A 17276-nucleotide genomic window follows, 5' to 3' on the forward strand; every position below is an offset into this window, starting at 1 on the left:
CTACGAAGAACTGCCCGAGCCCGGCCGCCGTCTTCCGCACGCGTGGTCGCGTCACCAGCGTCCGAGCGTGGCATTCAGCACCGCGATGGCCGCCGGGCCCGCGCTGGAGGTGCGCAACACCGAGTCGCCGAGGCGCACCGAGCCGGCCCCTGCCCCGACCAACCGCTCGGACTCCTCTGGCGAGATGCCCCCTTCCGGTCCGACCACCACGACGATGTCACGATCGTCTCCTTCGTCGAACCGGCTGCTCACGAGACGCAGGGGCGCACCCGGCTCGAGCACCAGCATCCTCGAATGCTGTGCACGATCGGCCAGGCGGGCGGTCGTCACGGGCTCTGTTACCTCGGCCAACCACGGCCGCATGGACTGTTTCGTGGCCTCCCGCACCACTGCGCGCCAGCGCAGCACACCCTTGCTCACCTTCTCGCCCTGCCATCGAGAGACGGACCTGGATGCCTGCCACGGCACAATCGCGTCGACGCCGAGTTCAACTGCGGCCTGCACGGCGAGTTCGTCCCTGTCGCCCTTGGCGAGTGCTTGCACCAACACGAGTCGTGGAGCGCTGCGCTCGACCCTGTACACGGCATCCGCCCGCACGACCACCGTGGACGGCTCCGCCACCTCCACGACGCCCTCGACCACGAGGCCACGGCCGTTACTCACCCGCAGTCGGTCGCCCACGCGTGTGCGGCTGACCGCGACCGCGTGCCTTGCCTCCTGGCCCTCCAGCACCACCTCGGCGCCCTGGGCTGCGTCGTCGAGGTCTTCGCGAAGGTAGAGGTTCGCCATCGCTCTACAGGAACCTGTCGCGCAGCTTCGCGAACAGCCCCTGCTGGAATCGTGCGAGCGACGGCTCCTCTGTCTTGTGGTGCTTGGCGAACTGCTCGATGAGCTCGCGCTCCTTGCGGTCCAGCTTTGTCGGCGTCACGACCTGAACGCCCACGCGCAGGTCGCCTCGGCCGGTGCCGCGCAGATGGGTGATGCCCCTGCTCTTCACCGTCATCACATCGCCGCTCTGCACGCCTGACTTGAGCTCGAGTTCGATGTCGCCGTCGAGGGCCTTGATCTTCGTGTGCGTGCCGAGCACGGCATCCGCCATCGACACCGTCAGCGTGCAGAGGAGGTCGTCCCCGTCGCGAGTGAACACGTCGTGGTGCCTCACCTTGATCTCGAGGTACAGGTCGCCGTTCGGGCCGCCGGCCGGGCCGGCCTCGCCGCTTCCCGGCATCTGCAGGCGCAGGCCGGTGTCGACACCGGCGGGGATGTCGACGGGAACCGTGCGGCGCGCGCGCACGCGACCCTGGCCCTGGCAGGTGACGCAAGGGGTCGCGATGACCGTTCCATACCCGCGGCACGTGCCGCAGGGAGACGAGGTCATCACGTTTCCGAGCAGGGACCGCACGGTGCGCTGGATCGACCCGGTGCCGTGGCAGATGTCGCACGTGACGGGAGCAGTTCCGGGCTGGCAGCACGAGCCGCCGCACGTTTCGCACACGACCGCGGTGTCGACCTCGAGGTCGCGGTGGGCGCCGAAGATGACCTCGTCGAGGTCCACCTCAACGCGCAACAGGGCATCCTGGCCGCGCTCACGACGGGAACGAGGGCCGCGCTGGCCGCCAGCTGTGGCACCCCCGAAGAACGTCTCGAAGATGTCGCCGAACCCGAAGCCGCCGCCGTCGAAGCCGGCCTGGGGACCGATGTCGTACTGCTGGCGCTGCTGCGGATCGCTCAGCACGTCGTACGCGTGGGTGACGAGCTTGAACCGCTCGGCGGCATCCGGACTCGGGTTCACGTCAGGATGCAACTCCCGGGCGAGACGCCGATACGCCTTCTTGATCTCGTCGGGGCTGGCGTCGCGGGAGACGCCCAGGACTTCATAGTGGTCGGCCACTGAAGGGGGTTTTCCTTACCTGATCGTGATGATGAACGCTGTTAGCTGCTGAACCGGCTCACTCGCCCAGCAGACGGGAAAGGTACCTGGCGACGGCGCGCACGGCCGCCATGTTGTTGGAGTAGTCCATGCGCGTAGGACCGAGCACGCCCAGCCTTGCCACGTCCATTCCCGATCCGGAATACCCGCTGGTCACAACTGATGCCTCAGAGAACGGCGGCACCGCGGTCTCGCGTCCGATCCTCACCGACACGCCGTGCTGCTCCTGCGCCATCTCGCTGAACAGTTTGAGTAGTTCGACCTGTTCCTCGATGGCCTCCAGAACAGGCGTGACGCTCCCGCTGAAGTCGATCTCGGTTCGTACGAGGTTGGCGGCGCCCGCCATGATGAGTCGCTCCTGCCGAGTGGCCTCGATCTGCTCCACGATGACCTGGCAGAGGGCAGCCGCGACGTCACGAGTCTGGGTCGTCCAGCGTTCGGAAGGGAGCGTGGCGGGAAGGCTGCGCAGTTCGGATGCGGCGTCCGCCAACCGCATGCCGGCCGTCTTCGCGTTCACCTGCGCTCGCAGCTCGGCGAGGGCATCCTCTCCCAGGTCGCCTTCGGGCTCAGCGACGCCCTGTTCGACGACACCGGAATCGGCGATCAGCACGCAGAGCACGCGCCTCGGAGCCAGCGGAACGAACTCGATGTGCCGAACCCGCGCTCGAGACACCGACGGGTACTGCACCAGAGCGACCTGGTGCGTGAGCTGTGCGAGAAGTCGTACGGTTCGGGCGAGCACGTCGTCCACGTCGACCGATTGGCCTAGGAAGAGTTCGATGGCCTGGCGTTGCGCGCTGGACAGAGGCCGGAGCTCCGACATCCTGTCGACGAAGAGCCGGTAGCCCTTGTCAGTCGGCACGCGCCCGGAAGATGTGTGAGGGGCCGCGATGAGCTCCTCTTCTTCCAGCGATGCCATGTCGTTGCGGATGGTCGCCGCGGAGACGTCGAAACCGTGGCGCTCGACGATGCTCTTCGAGCCCACCGGCTCACGGGATGCGACATAGTCCTGCACGATCACGCGGAGGACCTCGAGGCTGCGTTCTGTGACCATGCGCCCACTCCTCCCCGATCGTTCACGGATGCGACCGCGGTTGGCACTCGCTGCGGTCGAGTGCCAATCATATCGCGCAGTCCTCGGCAGGGGCGCTGCGACTCGGTCAGCGCCCAGCAATGGAATGGCGGATATGACAAGAGGATCCATCCAGCGTCACGACGTCGACTCGGCACCGCTTCGGGGCCGGAATCGCCCGTCTGCGGCGCGGAAGCATTGCAGCGCGACATGCCGGGCAGTACTTTTAGCGCAAGCTCGCACGGTGCCGTGAGTGCGTTCCACGTGCCGCCCACACAGAGCGAGCCTGTGAATCCGCCCAACCCAAGCAAGGCCCGCCCCAGAAAGGCACAGTGCCATGAGCGATCCGAACGTCCCAGAACAGCCGCCGCAAGAACCTCCGCAGCACGGGCAGCAGCCACCGCAACAGCCGCCTTACGGGCAGCCGGCACCGCCGCCACCGAGCGGCCAGCAGCCTCCCCAGTACGGACAGCAACCCCAATACGGCCAGCAGCAGCCGTACGGGCAACAGCCGCCGTCCGGTCAGCAGCCGCAGTACGGCCAGCAGCAGTACGCGCCGGCCGCGCAACCGCTGTCGCCAGAGTCGGACAAGACCGCGGCGATGTGGGCTCACATCGGCGGCATCGTCGGATTCCTTCCATCGCTCATCATCTGGCTCGTGCTGAAGGACCGGGGCCCGCGCACGAACGTCGAGGCGAAAGAAGCCCTCAACTGGCAGATCACCTTCACGATCATCTACGTCGGCCTCTACATCGTCTTCAGCGTCATCCTCGCCATCGTGTTCTGGCCGCTCGCCTTCCTCGGCTGGCTGCTCCCGTTCGCCTGGTGGGTTCTGAACGTCGTCTTCTCCATCATGGGCGGCGTGCGCGTGAACGCGGGCGGGAGCTACCGTTACCCGTTCAACTTCCGTTTCATCAAGTAGACGCCGCCATCAAATAGACGCAGCTGGAGAAGGCGGGTACGCCACGCCGCACCCGTCCCTCGTCCAGGCATCCGGCTCCCCTAGCCTGGATGGCCGTACCTCACGACAGCATTCACATCTAGGAGCGACATGACCGACGTCCCACCCCCTCCTCCGCAGAATCCGTATCCCCAGAGCGGGCAGCGCCAGATGCAACCCGCCGACGAGAAGCTGTGGTCGATGCTCATCCACCTCGGTGGCGCCATCGTTTCGTTCCTCAGCTATGCGAGCCTTGCGTTCCTGCCGGCGCTCATCGGTTTCCTCGTGCTGAAGGACCGCGGCCCCTTCGTGCGGGAGAACACCAGGAACGCGCTGAACTTCCAGCTGACCATGCTGATCGGAGTGATCGTCGGCTGGATGACGACGTTCATCCTCATCGGGTTCCTCATCCTGCTCGCCGTTTGGGTGGTCAACATCGTCTTCAGCATCATCGCGGCGGTGCGTTCCAATCGCGGCGAGGTCTACCAGTACCCGTTGACGATCCAGTTCATCAAGTAGCGCCGTCAGGCCACGAGCCGACGCACTACCGCGTCGGCCAGCAGCCGCCCCGTGCGGGTCAGTTCCACCGACCCGTGCAGGGCGGCTTTTGCGTCGACGAGCCCGTCAGCGATGAGCCCGGCGACCGCGGACCTGCCCGATACCGGCAGTGAAGCGGTTGGCATGCCATCACGGATACGTACGCGCAGCAAGACGTCCTCGACCTGCCTGGTTACGGCATCCAACGTCTCCCTGCCTGCTGCAGGCGACCGACCGGAGAGCATCCGTTCGGCGTACGCGGCAGGATGCTTCACGTTCCACCAGCGCACTCCGCCGACGTGGCTGTGCGCGCCAGGACCTACGCCCCACCAATCGTTGCCAAGCCAGTAGCCCAGGTTGTGTCGTGAGCGGCGCGACGCATCCTTGGCCCAGTTGCTGACCTCGTACCATCCGAAGCCCGCAGCCTCCAGGCGGTCGTCGACCAGTTCGTACATGTCGGCCTGCAGGTCGTCGTCCGGCTGCGGCACCTCGCCCCTGCGGATCTGCCGAGCGAGCTTGGTGCCGTCCTCGACGATGAGCGCGTATGCCGAGATGTGGTCGGGATCGCACTCCAGGGCGGCGTCGACGGATGCCTGCCAGTCGGTGAGCGACTCCCCGGGCGTCCCGTAGATCAGATCGAGGCTGACCTGCAGGCCGGCATCCCGCGCCCAGCGCACGACCTGCGGCACGCGTGCCGGGTCGTGCGTGCGCTCCAGCACGCGAAGCACGTGAGGGACGGCGGATTGCATGCCGAACGACACGCGGGTGAAGCCGGCTGCCGCGAGGTCGTGCAGGTAGCGCTCGTCGACGCTGTCGGGATTCGCCTCGGTCGTGACCTCGGCACCCGCGACGAGTCCGAATGTCTGGCGTACCTGGTGCAGCATCTCCACCAGCTGGTCCGAAGGGAGAAGGGTCGGAGTTCCACCGCCGAAGAACACGGTCGCCGCTCGGCGGGCGGGTACGCCCGACGCCTCCAGAACATCGGCCGCGAGGCGCACCTCGGTCGCCGCCTGCTCCGGGTAGTCCGCCTGACGGACACCGCGAAGCTCCGTGGCCGTGTACGTGTTGAAGTCGCAGTAGCCGCAGCGAACACGGCAGAACGGGACGTGCACATACACCCCGAAGTCACGCGCCAGCGCGCCCTCGGCTGCGGTGCCCGGTAGCAGCCCGTCCGCGGGAGCGGGATCAGCGATCGGAAGTGTGCTCGGCACTGGACCCGCCGTCATCGCCATCGGAAAGGGCCTGCGTGCGCGAGGCGCCACCCACCGGGCGTTCGTCGTGCACGGTCACGTCGGTCACCTGCACCTCGGTTGGGCCGCCGTTCGCCTTGCCCGGCGTCGAAGCCTGACCAGCTGCGAGGCTTCCCGTCGCGGGATGCAGAGCCCTCAGGTAACGCTTGGTCAGCCGCGTCTGCGATGCGCGCGCGACAGGCGAAACGATGGCCCGAATGCCGCCAGCAGACCGGGAGAACGACCGCATTGTGAGCCAAACGGAGTCGTCATCGCGTTGCTCGAGCACGAACGACTCCTCGCCCGAGAGCGGATGCCCCTTCATCGTGCCGTAGCCGAAGCCGACGCGGTGCTGTTCCTCGATGACGTACACCACGCGAACCGGCGCTTTCACGTGGAAAGGTCCGAACGGCACGCGGAGCACGGCGGTCATGCCGTTGGCGATATACGGATGCCCGTCCTCATCGAAAACGGCTTCGGTGCCGTGATGCGGCTCGAGGCGCTCCGGGGTGCCGTCGGCGGCGAACCGTACTCCCGCGTATTGCTCCCCTGTGCCAGGGTCAACGCTCGTGACTTCGACACCGCCTCCGCGCTGAACACCCCACGTCATGAGAGCTCTGGCCGAACTGGCGAAGCGGTCGTCGCCGGAGCCGAGCCTGATGGAACGGGACATCGCCCGATAGCCCTTTGGCGGATGCATCGTCAGATCGTGGGCGAGGGTTGCGCCGACAGCAGCGTAGGTCACCGGCTGATCGGTGAAGGTACTGCGTCGCATGGCCTATGAACCCGTCTGTCGTTTCAGTGTCCTGGCGGAACCCGAATCCGAGCCGCGCCGCCGCCTGGCTCCTTTTCGCGCAGGCAGTCTAACGCGCCCCTGCCGCTACTTCGCCTTGTCCTTGCTCTCCACGTCACCCGAGAGCGCGGCGATGAACGCCTCCTGCGGAACCTCGACTCGGCCGACCATCTTCATGCGCTTCTTGCCCTCTTTCTGCTTCTCGAGCAGTTTGCGCTTGCGAGTGATGTCACCGCCGTAACACTTGGCCAGAACGTCCTTGCGCATGGCCCGGATGGACTCCCGCGCGATGATGCGGGCACCGATGGCAGCCTGCACCGGCACCTCGAACTGCTGGCGCGGGATCAGCTTCTTCAGACGTTCGGTCATCATGACGCCGTACGCGTAGGCCTTGTCGCGGTGCACGATCGCACTGAAGGCATCTACCTGCTCGCCTTGCAGCAGAATGTCCACCTTCACCAGGTCGGCCTCCTGCTCCCCGTGCGGCTCGTAGTCGAGGCTCGCATAGCCCTGGGTCCTGCTCTTCAGCTGGTCGAAGAAGTCGAAGACGATCTCGCCGAGCGGCATCGTGTAACGGATCTCGACACGGTCCTCGCCCAGGTAGTCCATGCCGAGCATCGTTCCTCGGCGGGACTGGCACAGCTCCATGACGGTGCCCACGTAGTCCTTCGGCGTGAGGATCGCGGCCTTCACTACCGGCTCCCGCACCGACCGCACCTTGCCGGTCGGGTATTCGCTCGGGTTCGTGACGGTGACCTGGTGGCCGTCCTCGGTCGTGACCTCGTAGATGACGCTGGGGGCCGTAGTGATGAGGTCGAGGCCGAACTCCCGCTCCAGACGCTCGGTGACGATCTCCAGGTGCAGCAGCCCAAGGAAGCCGCAGCGAAAACCGAAGCCAAGCGCGACCGAGGTCTCTGGCTCGTACACGAGCGCGGCGTCCGAGAGCTTGAGCTTGTCGAGCGCTTCACGCAGGTCGGGGTAATCGCTGCCGTCGATCGGGTAGAGGCCGGAGAACACCATCGGCTTCGGGTCGGTGTAGCCCGCGAGCGCCTCGGATGCCGGGCGCACGGCATTCGTGACCGTGTCGCCGACCCTGGACTGCCGCACGTCCTTCACGCCCGTGATGAGATAGCCCACCTCACCGACGCCCAGCCCGCGGGTCGGAACCGGCTCTGGGGAGCTGACGCCGATCTCGAGAAGTTCGTGCGTCGCCTTCGTGGACATCATCTGGATGCGCTCACGCGGCGTCAGCTGTCCGTCCACCATGCGCACATAGGTGACGACACCCCGGTAGCTGTCGTAGACGGAATCGAAGATCATGGCGCGCGCAGGCGCATCTTTCTTGCCGACCGGGGCGGGCACGAGCTCGGTGACGCGGTCGAGCAGCACGTCGACACCGATGCCGGTCTTGCCGCTGACGCGCAGCACGTCTTCCGGACTTCCGCCGATCAGGTCGGCGAGCTCGCGAGCGTACTTGTCAGGCTCTGCCGCCGGTAGGTCGATCTTGTTGAGCACAGGGATGATCGCGAGGTCGTTCTCCAGCGCCAGGTAGAGGTTCGCGAGGGTCTGCGCCTCGATTCCCTGAGCGGCATCTACGAGCAGGATCGCACCCTCGCACGCGGCCAGCGATCGTGAGACCTCGTAGGTGAAGTCGACGTGCCCTGGCGTGTCGATCATGTTCAGCGCATACGTGTCGTCCCGGTACTGCCACGGCATGCGCACTGCCTGGCTCTTGATCGTGATACCGCGCTCGCGCTCGATGTCCATTCGGTCGAGGTACTGCGCACGCATCGCGCGCTCCTCCACCACCCCGGTCAACTGGAGCATGCGGTCGGCGAGCGTGGACTTGCCGTGGTCGATGTGCGCGATGATGCAGAAATTGCGGATGCGCGCAGGATCGGTCGCGGCAGGCTCGAGGGCCTTTGTGGCACGTGGGGACATCGTTCGGCAATTCTCCCATGAACCGCCCGGCGCTCAGCGCGGCCCGGACCGCTCACTCTGGCGACTACGCCCCTACCCTCGCCTCGCCTATGCCCCGAAGCGCTCGGAACGCTCGACCACCACACCGCGGCCGTGCTCCCAGCGGTACACCTCGGCTCCCGAGATGAACACCTGCTCGGCTCGGCTCATGACGTCGAGCGGATCGCCCGACCACAACACCAGGTCGCCATCGAGGCCGGGACGGATGGCACCCACCCTGTTGTCCAGCCCGAGGAACGAGGCCGGGTTCACGGTGAGTGCCTCGAGAGCCACCTTCGGGTCGAGACCCTCCTTGACGGCGAGGGATGCCTGGTGCACGAGGAAGTTGATGGGAACGACGGGGTGGTCGGTCGTGATCGCCACCCGCACGCCCGCCGTCGCGAGGCGAGACAGGTTGACGATGGCGCGATCGCGAAGCTCCACTTTCGAGCGCGACGTGAACATGGGACCGAAGATGACAGGGATGTCGCGCTCGGCGAGAACGTCGGCGAGCTTCGCACCGTCGGTTCCGTGGTTGATCACGAGTCGGTATCCGAACTCGTCCGCGAGCCGTATCGCCGTCGCGATGTCGTCGTGCCTGTGAACGTGCTGATCCCAGACCAGCTCGCCGTCGAGCACGCGCGCGAGGGTCTCCTTGGCGAGGTCGCGTGCGAACGGTTCGCCCTTGGCGGCTGCGGCATCCCTCGCGGCAGCGTAGTTCTGCGCGTCCACGAACGCCTGCCGCAGCACGTATGCCACGCCCAGGCGGGTGCTCGGCAGTTGCTTCTTCTCGCCGTAGACGCGCTTGGGATTCTCACCGAGCGCGGACTTGACGCTCACGCCCTCCCTGATGACCTGTTCGTCGATGGTTCGGCCGCCCCAGGTCTTGATCGCCACGGTCTGCCCGCCGATCACGTTGCCGCTTCCCGGCTTCACGACGACGGAGGTGATGCCGCCGCTCAGAGCGTCTCGGAATCCCTCGTCCTCGATGTCGATCGCGTCGATGGCCCGCACCCCTGCCGTGTTGGGGTCGGTCATCTCGTTCGTGTCGTTGCCGGCGTTGCCGTTGGCCTCCTCGTGGATGCCTACGTGACCATGCGCCTCGATGAAGCCCGGAAGCAGCCACCGGCCGCCGGCATCAACCACCCTCACGTTCTCGGGCGGGACGACGTCGGACCCGACGGCTGTGATGACGCCGTTCTCGACGACGACGGTTCCGTTCTCGATCGGGTCCGCCGCGACGGGGACGATCCGTGCCCCAATGACGGCGACGGATGCTGCGCTTCGACTCATGTCCTCCAGACTATTGAGGTGGGCTTCACGTGAAAGGGTGATCACGCTGAGGCCCAGGGGTCAAGGAGCGCACCGCCACCTTCGCTTGTGGACGACCGATTCGGATGCCGACCCGCCGTCTGGTATCGTGGTCTGTTGGCTTGCGTGTGGTCTCAGCCGCACGAATGTCGCGAGATGCCCTCTCTCGTCTCTCGGCACATCCCACCTCAACACTTCGAACGAAAGACATAACCACTCGTGGCAAACATCAAGTCGCAGATGAAGCGCATTCGCACCAACGAGAAGGCGCACGAGCGCAACAAGGCGGTCAAGAGCGAGCTCAAGACCGTCATCCGCTCTGCCCGCGAAGCCGTCGTGGCCGGTGACAAGGACAAGGCGGCAGCCGCCCTGACCGTGGCGACCAAGAAGCTCGACAAGGCCGTCAGCAAGGGCGTCATCCACAAGAACCAGGCCGCGAACCGCAAGTCGGCGATCGCCAAGCAGGTTGCTTCACTCTGAGCTGCATATCGCGTTGAGAACCCCGTCTCCGGACGGGGTTCTTTCGTTTCGGGCGGAGTGCTCTGACCGAATCAGCCGCGCACGTTCTCCCCACGAGCGCTGAGCACGGCGATCATTCGCTCGAGAGCGAACTCGGGATCGCGCCCAGCTCCCTTCACATTCGAATCTGCGTCAGCGACGACCTCGATGCTGTGCGCTAGTCCTTCTTCCGACCAACCCTGAAGGTCGCGACGGGCGCGGTCCACTTGCCACGGGGCGAGGCCGAACTGGGACGCGAGTTGAGCGGAACTCCCCCTCGCGCCATAGAGACGAGCCATGGTGCGTAGCTTGCTCGCGAAAGCGGCGACCATCGGCACCGGGTCCGCTCCCGATGCCAGAGCGTGCCGCATCGTGATCAGTGCTTCGCCGTAACGGCCCGCGAGTGCGGCATCCGCCACCTTGAACGCGTTCGCCTCGACCCGTCCGCCGTAGTAGCGGTCCACCGTGGACTCTGTGACCTCTTGGCCCGCGTCCGCGATGAGCTGCTGGCACGCCGCAGCGAGTTCGGCAAGATCGTCGGCGAACGCGCTCGTCACTGCGCGCAGGGCACCGGGTGTCACCCGCTTTCCCGCCATGCGGAACTCCGCCTGCGCGAAGTCGTACTTGTCGGAGTCCCGCTTCAGCTCCGCGCACACCACCTCGACGCCGCTGCCGGCGCCCGATCGGATGGCGTCGAGGAACCGCTTGCCGCGCTGTCCGCCGCCGTGTCGCACGAGCACCGTCGTGTCGTCGGCCGGCGCCTGAAGGTAGGAGACGAGATCGTCGACGAACGCGTCGCTGGCGCGCTCCGAACCCGTCACCCGGATGAGGCGGGGTTCCCCGAACAATGAAGGGCTCGCGAGCGATGCCAACTCGCCCGGCAGATACTCCGCCGCATCGAGGTCGGTGACTTCGAGACTCGGGTCGGCGCTACGAAGCGCGTCGCGGAGGATGCGCGTGGCACGGTCGGCGAGCACGGTCGCCGTGCCACTGACCAGAACGACCGGCGCCGACCGGACCTCGTGCCAGGCCAGTTGCGGGATGACCACTTTCGCGGAACTGCCCCTGGAGGCTGACGATCCTGAGGCCGACCGGGAACTCGATGCCCTCGATGCCGGCGACCTCGATCCGGACGACCGAGATCCGGACCCGCTTGCTCTCGCCGCCACCGCATCGACTCCGTTCCTTGTGCCTGTCGCCACCTCAGCCTATTCGTGACAAGCGACACATCAGCCCGGTCGCGCGAGCTGAGGCGCTGTCGCAGCGCGTTGCGTCCACGTGGTGAGACGGCCGTGCCCGTCGGAGGCGACCATGAGCATCCCCTCGACGTCGGTGCGCATCACGACGGTTCCCGTGCTCTTCAGGATGCCAAGGGCGGTTGCCGTGGGATGCCCGTAGTCGTTGTCGGCTCCGACCGAGATCAAGCCGATCGCGGCCCCCATGTGGGCGTACAGCGGCTCCGCTTGATCGCCGGAGCCGTGGTGCGCCACCTTCACGACATCGACGCGAGGCACGCGACCGGTCTCGAGCAGAGCATCCTGAGCCCGTTCGTCCAGATCGCCGAGGAACAGCGAACGGATGCCGTCACCCGTGAAGAGGACCGTCACACTGCGCTCGTTGCCAGGCTCCATGCCGTGGGACTCCCGGTCGGGCCACAGTACCCGCCACGCCAGGTCGCCGAGTCGTCCCGCGTCGCCGGTCTGCGCGACCTGCACCTGTGCCCCTCCGCGCTCGAGCTGCTCGTTGATCCGCCTCCCGCGCTCGTCCGATGGCGGCCCCACCATGGCGACTCCCACCTTTCCGATCACGGACTGTGTGCCCCCGACGTGGTCCATGTCGTAGTGGGTGAGTACGAGAAGATCGATGCGGCCTATCCCCAACTCGCTCAAGCACGAGGTGAGCCGGTCGGGATCCGGGCCCGTATCGACCAGGGCGTGCGCGTCCCCGCTCCTGAGCAGCACAGCATCCCCCTGGCCGATGTCGCAGGCCGCGATGCTCCACGACTGCGGCCTGTCGAGCGCCTCCGCAACCTTGGCACCTGCAACACCGGCGAGCGAGCACACCGACACGGTGACGGCAGCGCACAGTGCGATCAGGCGCGCAGCCCGGGCCATGCGATGCCTCGGCCGGGCCACGGCGAACACGATCGCGACCGTCAGCACGAGCATGAGCACGAACCCGAGCGCACCGTCGATCCAGCCCAGCCCGCTCCCCGGCAGAGCAGAACTCACCCTGGCCACGGCCGCGATCCACGCGGACGGCACCCAGGCGAGCTGGGCGAGGAGTCCGCCAGCGGCAGGCCACAGCGGGATCACCAGGCACGACAACAGCCCGAGCACGGTGGCGATCGGGGCAGCCGGTTCCGCGACGAGGTTGGCGATGATGCCGTATAGCGGCACCGTGGGATTGAGCAGCAGCAGTACCGGCTGGCAAGCGACCTGGGCGGAGATCGGCACGGCAAGCAGCATGGCGACGCGGTGGGGCATCCACGCTGCCAGGCGTTGCGACAACGGCGGCGCGAGCAACAGCAGTGCGCCGGTGGCCAGCACCGACAACACGAACCCATAGCTCAGCGACAACCACGGATCGATCGCGAGCAGTGCGACCACGGCGAGCGACAGCGCGGGGACCGCTCTCCCCCGACGACCCGTCCAGCCGGCGAAGACGATGACCGCGGCCATCACGGATGCACGGAGCACGCTCGGCTGCGGCGTCACGAGAACGACGAACCCGGTGAGCGCGGCAAGCGACGCCAGGACCCGGATGCCTCGCCCGAGACCGAGCGCGCCTGCAGCAGCGCCGACGAGCGAGACGACGACTGCGCAGTTCGCGCCGGAGACCGCCGTCAGATGCGTCAGGGAGGCCTGCTTCATGTCATCGGACAACGACTCGGGCAGGCCGTGTACATCACCGATCGCCAGGCCCGGGAGAAGCGCTCCGCCGTCGCCAGGCAACTGCGACGCACGAGCGGTGAACGCAGCGCGAACGGAATCGGCGGTCTCGAGGAGCGCCGGTGGAGCAGCAACTGCACGGGGCCGGGCCGATGCGTACACGAGCGCCGCAGTCTCGGACGACGAGGGCAGCATGGTGACCGTTCCGTTCACCTCCACCACCTGGCCGATGCGCACGCTCGTGCCCTGTGGGCTGAAGACGAGTACGGGCATCCGCACTCGGTGCCGTTCCGCACCAGCGGTCACGGTCTCTACGGTCGCCGAGAATCGAACACCTGCCGCACCCGAGCCGGTGGCAGACGACGCCTGCCCCTGTGACGTCACCTGCGCGCGCAGCACCACGGAGTGGTGCGCCAATGCGGCGACGACGTCCGGGTGTCGTGCAGGCATGGCAGACGCCGCGGCGGTCGCGACGAGCGCTGCCGCCGCCGTCGCCACGCAGAGTGCCGCGACCACCACGGGAAGCGTTGGATGCCCCGACCGGCCAGCAGCGTGGCGCGCCGCGACGCGGAGCGCTACTGCCGTTCCCGCGGCGGCAATCGCAACCGTCCAGAGTGCGATGGCGAACCACCAGCCGTTCGGCAGCGAGATGGCGGCGGCCGCGCCGACCCACGCGGCGATGGCGGGGACGGCCAGCCTCAGATCGATCATCAGACCGTCACCAGGTCTTTCAGGCCGTCGAACGTCTTCTGTCCGATGCCGCTCACGTTCATGAGGTCGTCGACCGAGGTGAAGCGGCCATTCTGCGTGCGCCAGGCGACGATCTTCGCTGCCATTGCCGGCCCGACCCGCGGCAACGTATCGAGTTGCTCCTCGGTCGCCGTGTTGAGGTTGATCTTGCCGCCGACGCCGCCGGTCGCCGACGAAGCGCCTGGAACCACGGCGGGACCCTGGCCAGGCTGAACCGGATCTCCCACGTGCGGAACGACGAGTTGCTCGCCGTCGGCCAGGGGCCTGGCCAGATTGACCCCCGACGGCTCGGCGTCGTCGGTCATGCCGCCCGCCGCCGACACTGCGTCGACGACGCGTGAGTCCGACGGAAGCGTGTACAGCCCGGGGCGCGGCACGGCACCGAGCACATGCACGTACACGAGGGGCCGTGGCGTGGGCGTTCCCGCGGACGCCGTCGAGCCTTGCGCCGTCACCGACACCTTCGGGACCCGCTGCGAGTCGCCCTTCGGTGAGAGCAGCCCGACGAGTACTGCGGTCGCGAAGGCGCCGATCAACAACACCGCGGCGGCGCCGACCCCGAGCCGCACCTTGACGGAGCGCGGCATCGAGCGTGACCCGGCGGCGAGCTGGTCGAAGGGGTCATCGGCATCCACTTGCGAGACGCTATGGCGTCATGCCTGCTGCATCATCCCCGTCCACACGGTTCGGGGACGAAACGCCAGTCGCCCGCGCTGTGGACGACGACCTTGCCTACCTCTTCGTCGCGATGTTGACCACGCGAGGCGGACGCGCGATAACGGCAGCGACCTCGCGATCGCCCAGCGCTCGCTTGACCGCATCGGATTCCCGTGCAAGCGCTTCGAGCTCTTCCGCGCCGATTCGCGGCGACACGTCGATGCGGTCGCGCACTTTGCCGTCCACCTGAACGACCGCGGTCACCGACTCCTCGACCAGCAGGCTCGGGTCGGCTTTGCGCCACGTCTGCGCCGCGATCGTGGGCTCGTAACCGAGCGCATGCCACATGTCTTCGGCGGTATACGGCGCGAACAGGTTCAGTATCAACGCGACCGTCTCGGCGGCCTCGCGCACGGCTGCATCCTTCGGCCCAGGGCCGGAGTCGATGGCCTTGCGCGTTGCGTTGACCAGCTCCATGAGCCGGGCGACGACGACGTTGAACTTGAACGACTCGATCAGCACGGGTGCGTCGGCCAACAGCCTGTGCGTGACCCGACGAAGCGCAACATCGCCGCTGCGCCACTCGACGTCTGGATCGCTCGTGACGTCGTGCGCGATGCGCCAGGCACGCGCGAGGAACTTGGCGCTGCCCGCTGCCGACACGTCGGCCCAGTCGATGTCGTCTTCGGGCGGACCTGCGAAAGCCAGGGTCACTCGAAGCGCGTCGGCCCCATGCTGGCGAAGCTCGTCGGCGAACTCGACGAGGTTGCCCTTCGACTTGCTCATCGCGGAGCCGTTCAGGATCACCTGACCCTGGTTCAGGAGCGACGTGAACGGCTCGGTGAAGGTCACGTAACCGAGATCGAACAGCACCTTCGTGATGAACCGCGAATAGAGCAGGTGCAGGATGGCATGCTCCACGCCGCCGACGTACTGGTCGACGGGCGCCCACTTCTCCACCTCGGCGGGGTCGAACGCCTGGCTGTCGTCCTTGGCCGACAGGTAGCGCAGGTAATACCAGGAGCTGTCGACGAACGTGTCCATGGTGTCGCTGTCCCGCGTGGCGGTGCCCCCGCACTTCGGGCACTCCACGGTCGCCCACTCGGTCGCCGCCCCGAGGGGGCTCGTGCCCTTGGGCTTGAGGTCGAGTCCGTGCGCGTCGGGCAACAGCACGGGCAGCTGCTCCTCGGGCACGGGCACCTCCCCGCAGCCCGGGCAGTGGATGATCGGGATGGGCGTGCCCCAGTACCTCTGTCGCGAGATGAGCCAGTCGCGCAGCCTGAAGTTGCGCGATGCGCGGCCGATCGACGCGGAGTTCAGCGCCTCGGTAATGCGCTGGATGGCGTTGTTCTTGCTCAGTCCGTTGAATGGTCCTGAGTTGATCAGCCGGCCGTCGCCGGTGAGGGCGACCCCCGTGGATGCCGGATCCAGGGGCGGCAGGTCTTCGGGCAGAAGCGCCTCGCCGGTCTCCGGGTCGGTGGGGATGACCGGGATGGCGCCGGTGACTGGCGCGTTCGTGTCGACGACGACCCTGACCGGCAGCCCGAAGGCGCGCGCGAAGTCGAGGTCGCGCTGGTCGTGCGCTGGTACGGCCATGATGGCGCCGTGTCCGTACTCGGCCAGCACGTAGTCGGCCGCCCAGATCGGCAAGCGCTCCCCGCTCAGGGGGTTGATCGCGTACCGCTCGAGGAAGACGCCGGTCTTCTCGCGCTCACTGCTCAATCGTTCGATGTCGGTGGTGGATTGCGTCTGCTTCAGATAAACGTCGAAGCGTTCGCGCACCTCGGGCGAGGCATCCTCGACCAGCTCAGCAGCCAGGTCGGAGTCGGGGGCGACCACCATGAACGTGACCCCATAGAGGGTGTCCGGCCTCGTGGTGTAGACGCTGACCGGCTCGTCGCGACCTTCGATCTTGAAGTCCACGTCTGCACCGATCGAGCGTCCGATCCAGTTGCGCTGCATCGTGAGCACGCGGGGCGGCCAGGCGCCCTCCAGCTGGTTGAGGTCGTCCAGCAACCGGTCGGCGTAGTCGGTGACCCGGAAGTACCACTGGGTGAGCTTCTTCTTCTCGACCAAGAAGCCGCAGCGTTCGCAGTGCCCGTCGATGACCTGCTCGTTGGCCAGCACGGTCTGGTCGTTCGGGCACCAGTTCACATTGCCCGCCTTGCGGTAGGCGAGACCCTTCTCGTACAGCTTCAGGAAGAGCCACTGGTTCCACCTGTAGTACTCCGGGTCGCTCGTGTGCAGTTCCCGGCTCCAGTCGAAGGAGGGCGCGTAGATGCGGAAGCTGCGCTTCTGCTGCGCGATGTTGTCGTAGGTCCAGCCACGGGGGTCGATGCCGCGCTTGATCGCGGCGTTCTCGGCCGGCAGACCGAACGAGTCCCACCCGATCGGATGCAGAACGTTGAAACCCTGCTGTCGCCAGTACCGCGCCACAATATCGCCGAAGCCGAACGCCTCGGCATGACCCATGTGCAGGTCCCCCGAGGGGTAGGGGAACATGTCAAGCACGTACTTGCGCGGGCGCTTGTCGCCCGGAGCGTCCGTGCGGAACGGCTGAAGCTCCTCCCACACCGGCAACCACTTGGCCTGAATGGCGGCGAAGTCGTAGCGGGCGTCGGGAGCCTCTCGCTCGTCGTGTTGTGACACGTCGCTCTCAATCTCTGTACGGATCGGGGGTGCGGACCACCGGCGTCCGCAGGAAAAAGG

At 66.9% G+C, this 17276-nt stretch carries 15 protein-coding genes; 4 read left to right on the plus strand and 11 right to left on the minus strand.

Features of this window, described 5'->3' with window-relative positions; translation table 11 throughout:
- Positions 1-51: 51 nt before the first annotated feature.
- Genes ACO2Q7_RS02260 through hrcA form a run of 3 tightly spaced genes read right to left on the minus strand, consistent with a single transcriptional unit; the run spans position 52 to position 2984 of the window.
- Positions 52-789, minus strand: coding sequence for a 16S rRNA (uracil(1498)-N(3))-methyltransferase (locus ACO2Q7_RS02260; protein ID WP_423354010.1), 738 nt, complete (start codon positions 787-789; stop codon positions 52-54).
- Positions 790-793: 4 nt separating this feature from the next.
- Complete coding sequence (dnaJ, locus tag ACO2Q7_RS02265; RefSeq protein ID WP_423354011.1) at positions 794-1891, minus strand: molecular chaperone DnaJ; 1098 nt, start codon at positions 1889-1891, stop codon at positions 794-796.
- A gap of 58 nt (positions 1892-1949) precedes the next feature.
- Positions 1950-2984, minus strand: coding sequence for a heat-inducible transcriptional repressor HrcA (hrcA, locus tag ACO2Q7_RS02270; protein ID WP_423354012.1), 1035 nt, complete (start codon positions 2982-2984; stop codon positions 1950-1952).
- Between the two features lie 355 nt (positions 2985-3339).
- Here hrcA and ACO2Q7_RS02275 point away from each other — a divergent pair, with 355 nt between their 5' ends.
- Both ACO2Q7_RS02275 and ACO2Q7_RS02280 read left to right on the plus strand, forming a co-directional pair.
- Complete coding sequence (locus ACO2Q7_RS02275) at positions 3340-3924, plus strand: DUF4870 domain-containing protein (protein WP_423354013.1); 585 nt, start codon at positions 3340-3342, stop codon at positions 3922-3924.
- 129 nt (positions 3925-4053) lie between these two features.
- Positions 4054-4461 (plus strand): DUF4870 domain-containing protein, encoded by a 408-nt coding sequence (locus tag ACO2Q7_RS02280; protein ID WP_423354014.1) that lies wholly within the window; start codon positions 4054-4056, stop codon positions 4459-4461.
- A 5-nt stretch (positions 4462-4466) separates the two neighbouring features.
- On the opposite strand, the gene hemW is transcribed toward ACO2Q7_RS02280, so the two are convergent.
- The 4 genes from hemW to ACO2Q7_RS02300 all read right to left on the minus strand — a co-directional run bounded on the left by hemW (position 4467) and on the right by ACO2Q7_RS02300 (position 9753).
- The gene (hemW, locus tag ACO2Q7_RS02285; protein ID WP_423354015.1) at positions 4467-5690 is read right to left on the minus strand and encodes a radical SAM family heme chaperone HemW; all 1224 of its coding nucleotides are present in this window, start codon (positions 5688-5690) and stop codon (positions 4467-4469) included.
- On the minus strand, positions 5665-6453 hold the full coding sequence (locus ACO2Q7_RS02290; RefSeq protein WP_423354016.1) for a DUF1990 family protein: 789 nt from the start codon (positions 6451-6453) through the stop codon (positions 5665-5667). Before ACO2Q7_RS02290 ends, hemW begins: the two co-directional genes overlap by 26 nt.
- A 135-nt stretch (positions 6454-6588) precedes the next feature.
- The gene (lepA, locus tag ACO2Q7_RS02295; protein ID WP_423354017.1) at positions 6589-8442 is read right to left on the minus strand and encodes a translation elongation factor 4; all 1854 of its coding nucleotides are present in this window, start codon (positions 8440-8442) and stop codon (positions 6589-6591) included.
- An 87-nt stretch (positions 8443-8529) separates the two neighbouring features.
- Positions 8530-9753: an amidohydrolase gene (locus ACO2Q7_RS02300; protein ID WP_423354018.1), complete on the minus strand. Its 1224-nt coding sequence runs from the start codon at positions 9751-9753 to the stop codon at positions 8530-8532.
- Between the two features lie 237 nt (positions 9754-9990).
- Here ACO2Q7_RS02300 and rpsT point away from each other — a divergent pair, with 237 nt between their 5' ends.
- Positions 9991-10251 carry a 30S ribosomal protein S20 gene (gene rpsT / locus ACO2Q7_RS02305; RefSeq protein ID WP_423354019.1) on the plus strand — a complete coding sequence of 87 codons (261 nt, stop codon included), beginning with the start codon at positions 9991-9993 and terminating at the stop codon, positions 10249-10251.
- Positions 10252-10322: 71 nt separating this feature from the next.
- On the opposite strand, the gene holA is transcribed toward rpsT, so the two are convergent.
- The gene (holA, locus tag ACO2Q7_RS02310) at positions 10323-11318 is read right to left on the minus strand and encodes a DNA polymerase III subunit delta (protein ID WP_423354020.1); all 996 of its coding nucleotides are present in this window, start codon (positions 11316-11318) and stop codon (positions 10323-10325) included.
- Here holA and ACO2Q7_RS02315 point away from each other — a divergent pair.
- Positions 11311-11487, plus strand: a complete 177-nt coding sequence (locus tag ACO2Q7_RS02315) for a hypothetical protein (RefSeq protein WP_423354021.1) — start codon at positions 11311-11313, stop codon at positions 11485-11487. The two genes, holA and ACO2Q7_RS02315, sit on opposite strands and share 8 nt — an antisense overlap.
- A gap of 11 nt (positions 11488-11498) precedes the next feature.
- Here the strand turns inward: ACO2Q7_RS02315 and ACO2Q7_RS02320 are convergent, their stop codons facing one another.
- From ACO2Q7_RS02320 to leuS, 3 genes are all read right to left on the minus strand, one after another.
- The gene (locus tag ACO2Q7_RS02320; protein ID WP_423354022.1) at positions 11499-13871 is read right to left on the minus strand and encodes a ComEC/Rec2 family competence protein; all 2373 of its coding nucleotides are present in this window, start codon (positions 13869-13871) and stop codon (positions 11499-11501) included.
- Entirely contained in the window at positions 13871-14545 is a 675-nt protein-coding gene (locus ACO2Q7_RS02325; protein WP_423354023.1) for a helix-hairpin-helix domain-containing protein, read from the minus strand. The genes ACO2Q7_RS02320 and ACO2Q7_RS02325 overlap by 1 nt, the downstream gene beginning before the upstream one ends.
- 97 nt (positions 14546-14642) lie before the next feature.
- Positions 14643-17216 carry a leucine--tRNA ligase gene (gene leuS / locus ACO2Q7_RS02330; RefSeq protein WP_423354024.1) on the minus strand — a complete coding sequence of 858 codons (2574 nt, stop codon included), beginning with the start codon at positions 17214-17216 and terminating at the stop codon, positions 14643-14645.
- Between the last annotated feature and the right edge of the window lie 60 nt (positions 17217-17276).

This window comes from Rathayibacter sp. KR2-224, assembly GCF_049446075.1.
Taxonomy (GTDB): domain Bacteria; phylum Actinomycetota; class Actinomycetes; order Actinomycetales; family Microbacteriaceae; genus Humibacter.

Excerpts from the sequence above, each read along its gene's own strand:
- lepA (WP_423354017.1), bottom strand. The coding sequence starts at position 8,442 with ATGTCCCCACGTGCCACAAAGGCCCTCGAGCCTGCCGCGACCGATCCT.
- ACO2Q7_RS02315 (WP_423354021.1), top strand. The coding sequence starts at position 11,311 with ATGACCACTTTCGCGGAACTGCCCCTGGAGGCTGACGATCCTGAGGCC.
- hrcA (WP_423354012.1), bottom strand. The coding sequence starts at position 2,984 with ATGGTCACAGAACGCAGCCTCGAGGTCCTCCGCGTGATCGTGCAGGAC.
- ACO2Q7_RS02300 (WP_423354018.1), bottom strand. The coding sequence starts at position 9,753 with ATGAGTCGAAGCGCAGCATCCGTCGCCGTCATTGGGGCACGGATCGTC.
- ACO2Q7_RS02260 (WP_423354010.1), bottom strand. The coding sequence starts at position 789 with ATGGCGAACCTCTACCTTCGCGAAGACCTCGACGACGCAGCCCAGGGC.
- ACO2Q7_RS02275 (WP_423354013.1), top strand. The coding sequence starts at position 3,340 with ATGAGCGATCCGAACGTCCCAGAACAGCCGCCGCAAGAACCTCCGCAG.
- ACO2Q7_RS02280 (WP_423354014.1), top strand. The coding sequence starts at position 4,054 with ATGACCGACGTCCCACCCCCTCCTCCGCAGAATCCGTATCCCCAGAGC.
- ACO2Q7_RS02320 (WP_423354022.1), bottom strand. The coding sequence starts at position 13,871 with ATGATCGATCTGAGGCTGGCCGTCCCCGCCATCGCCGCGTGGGTCGGC.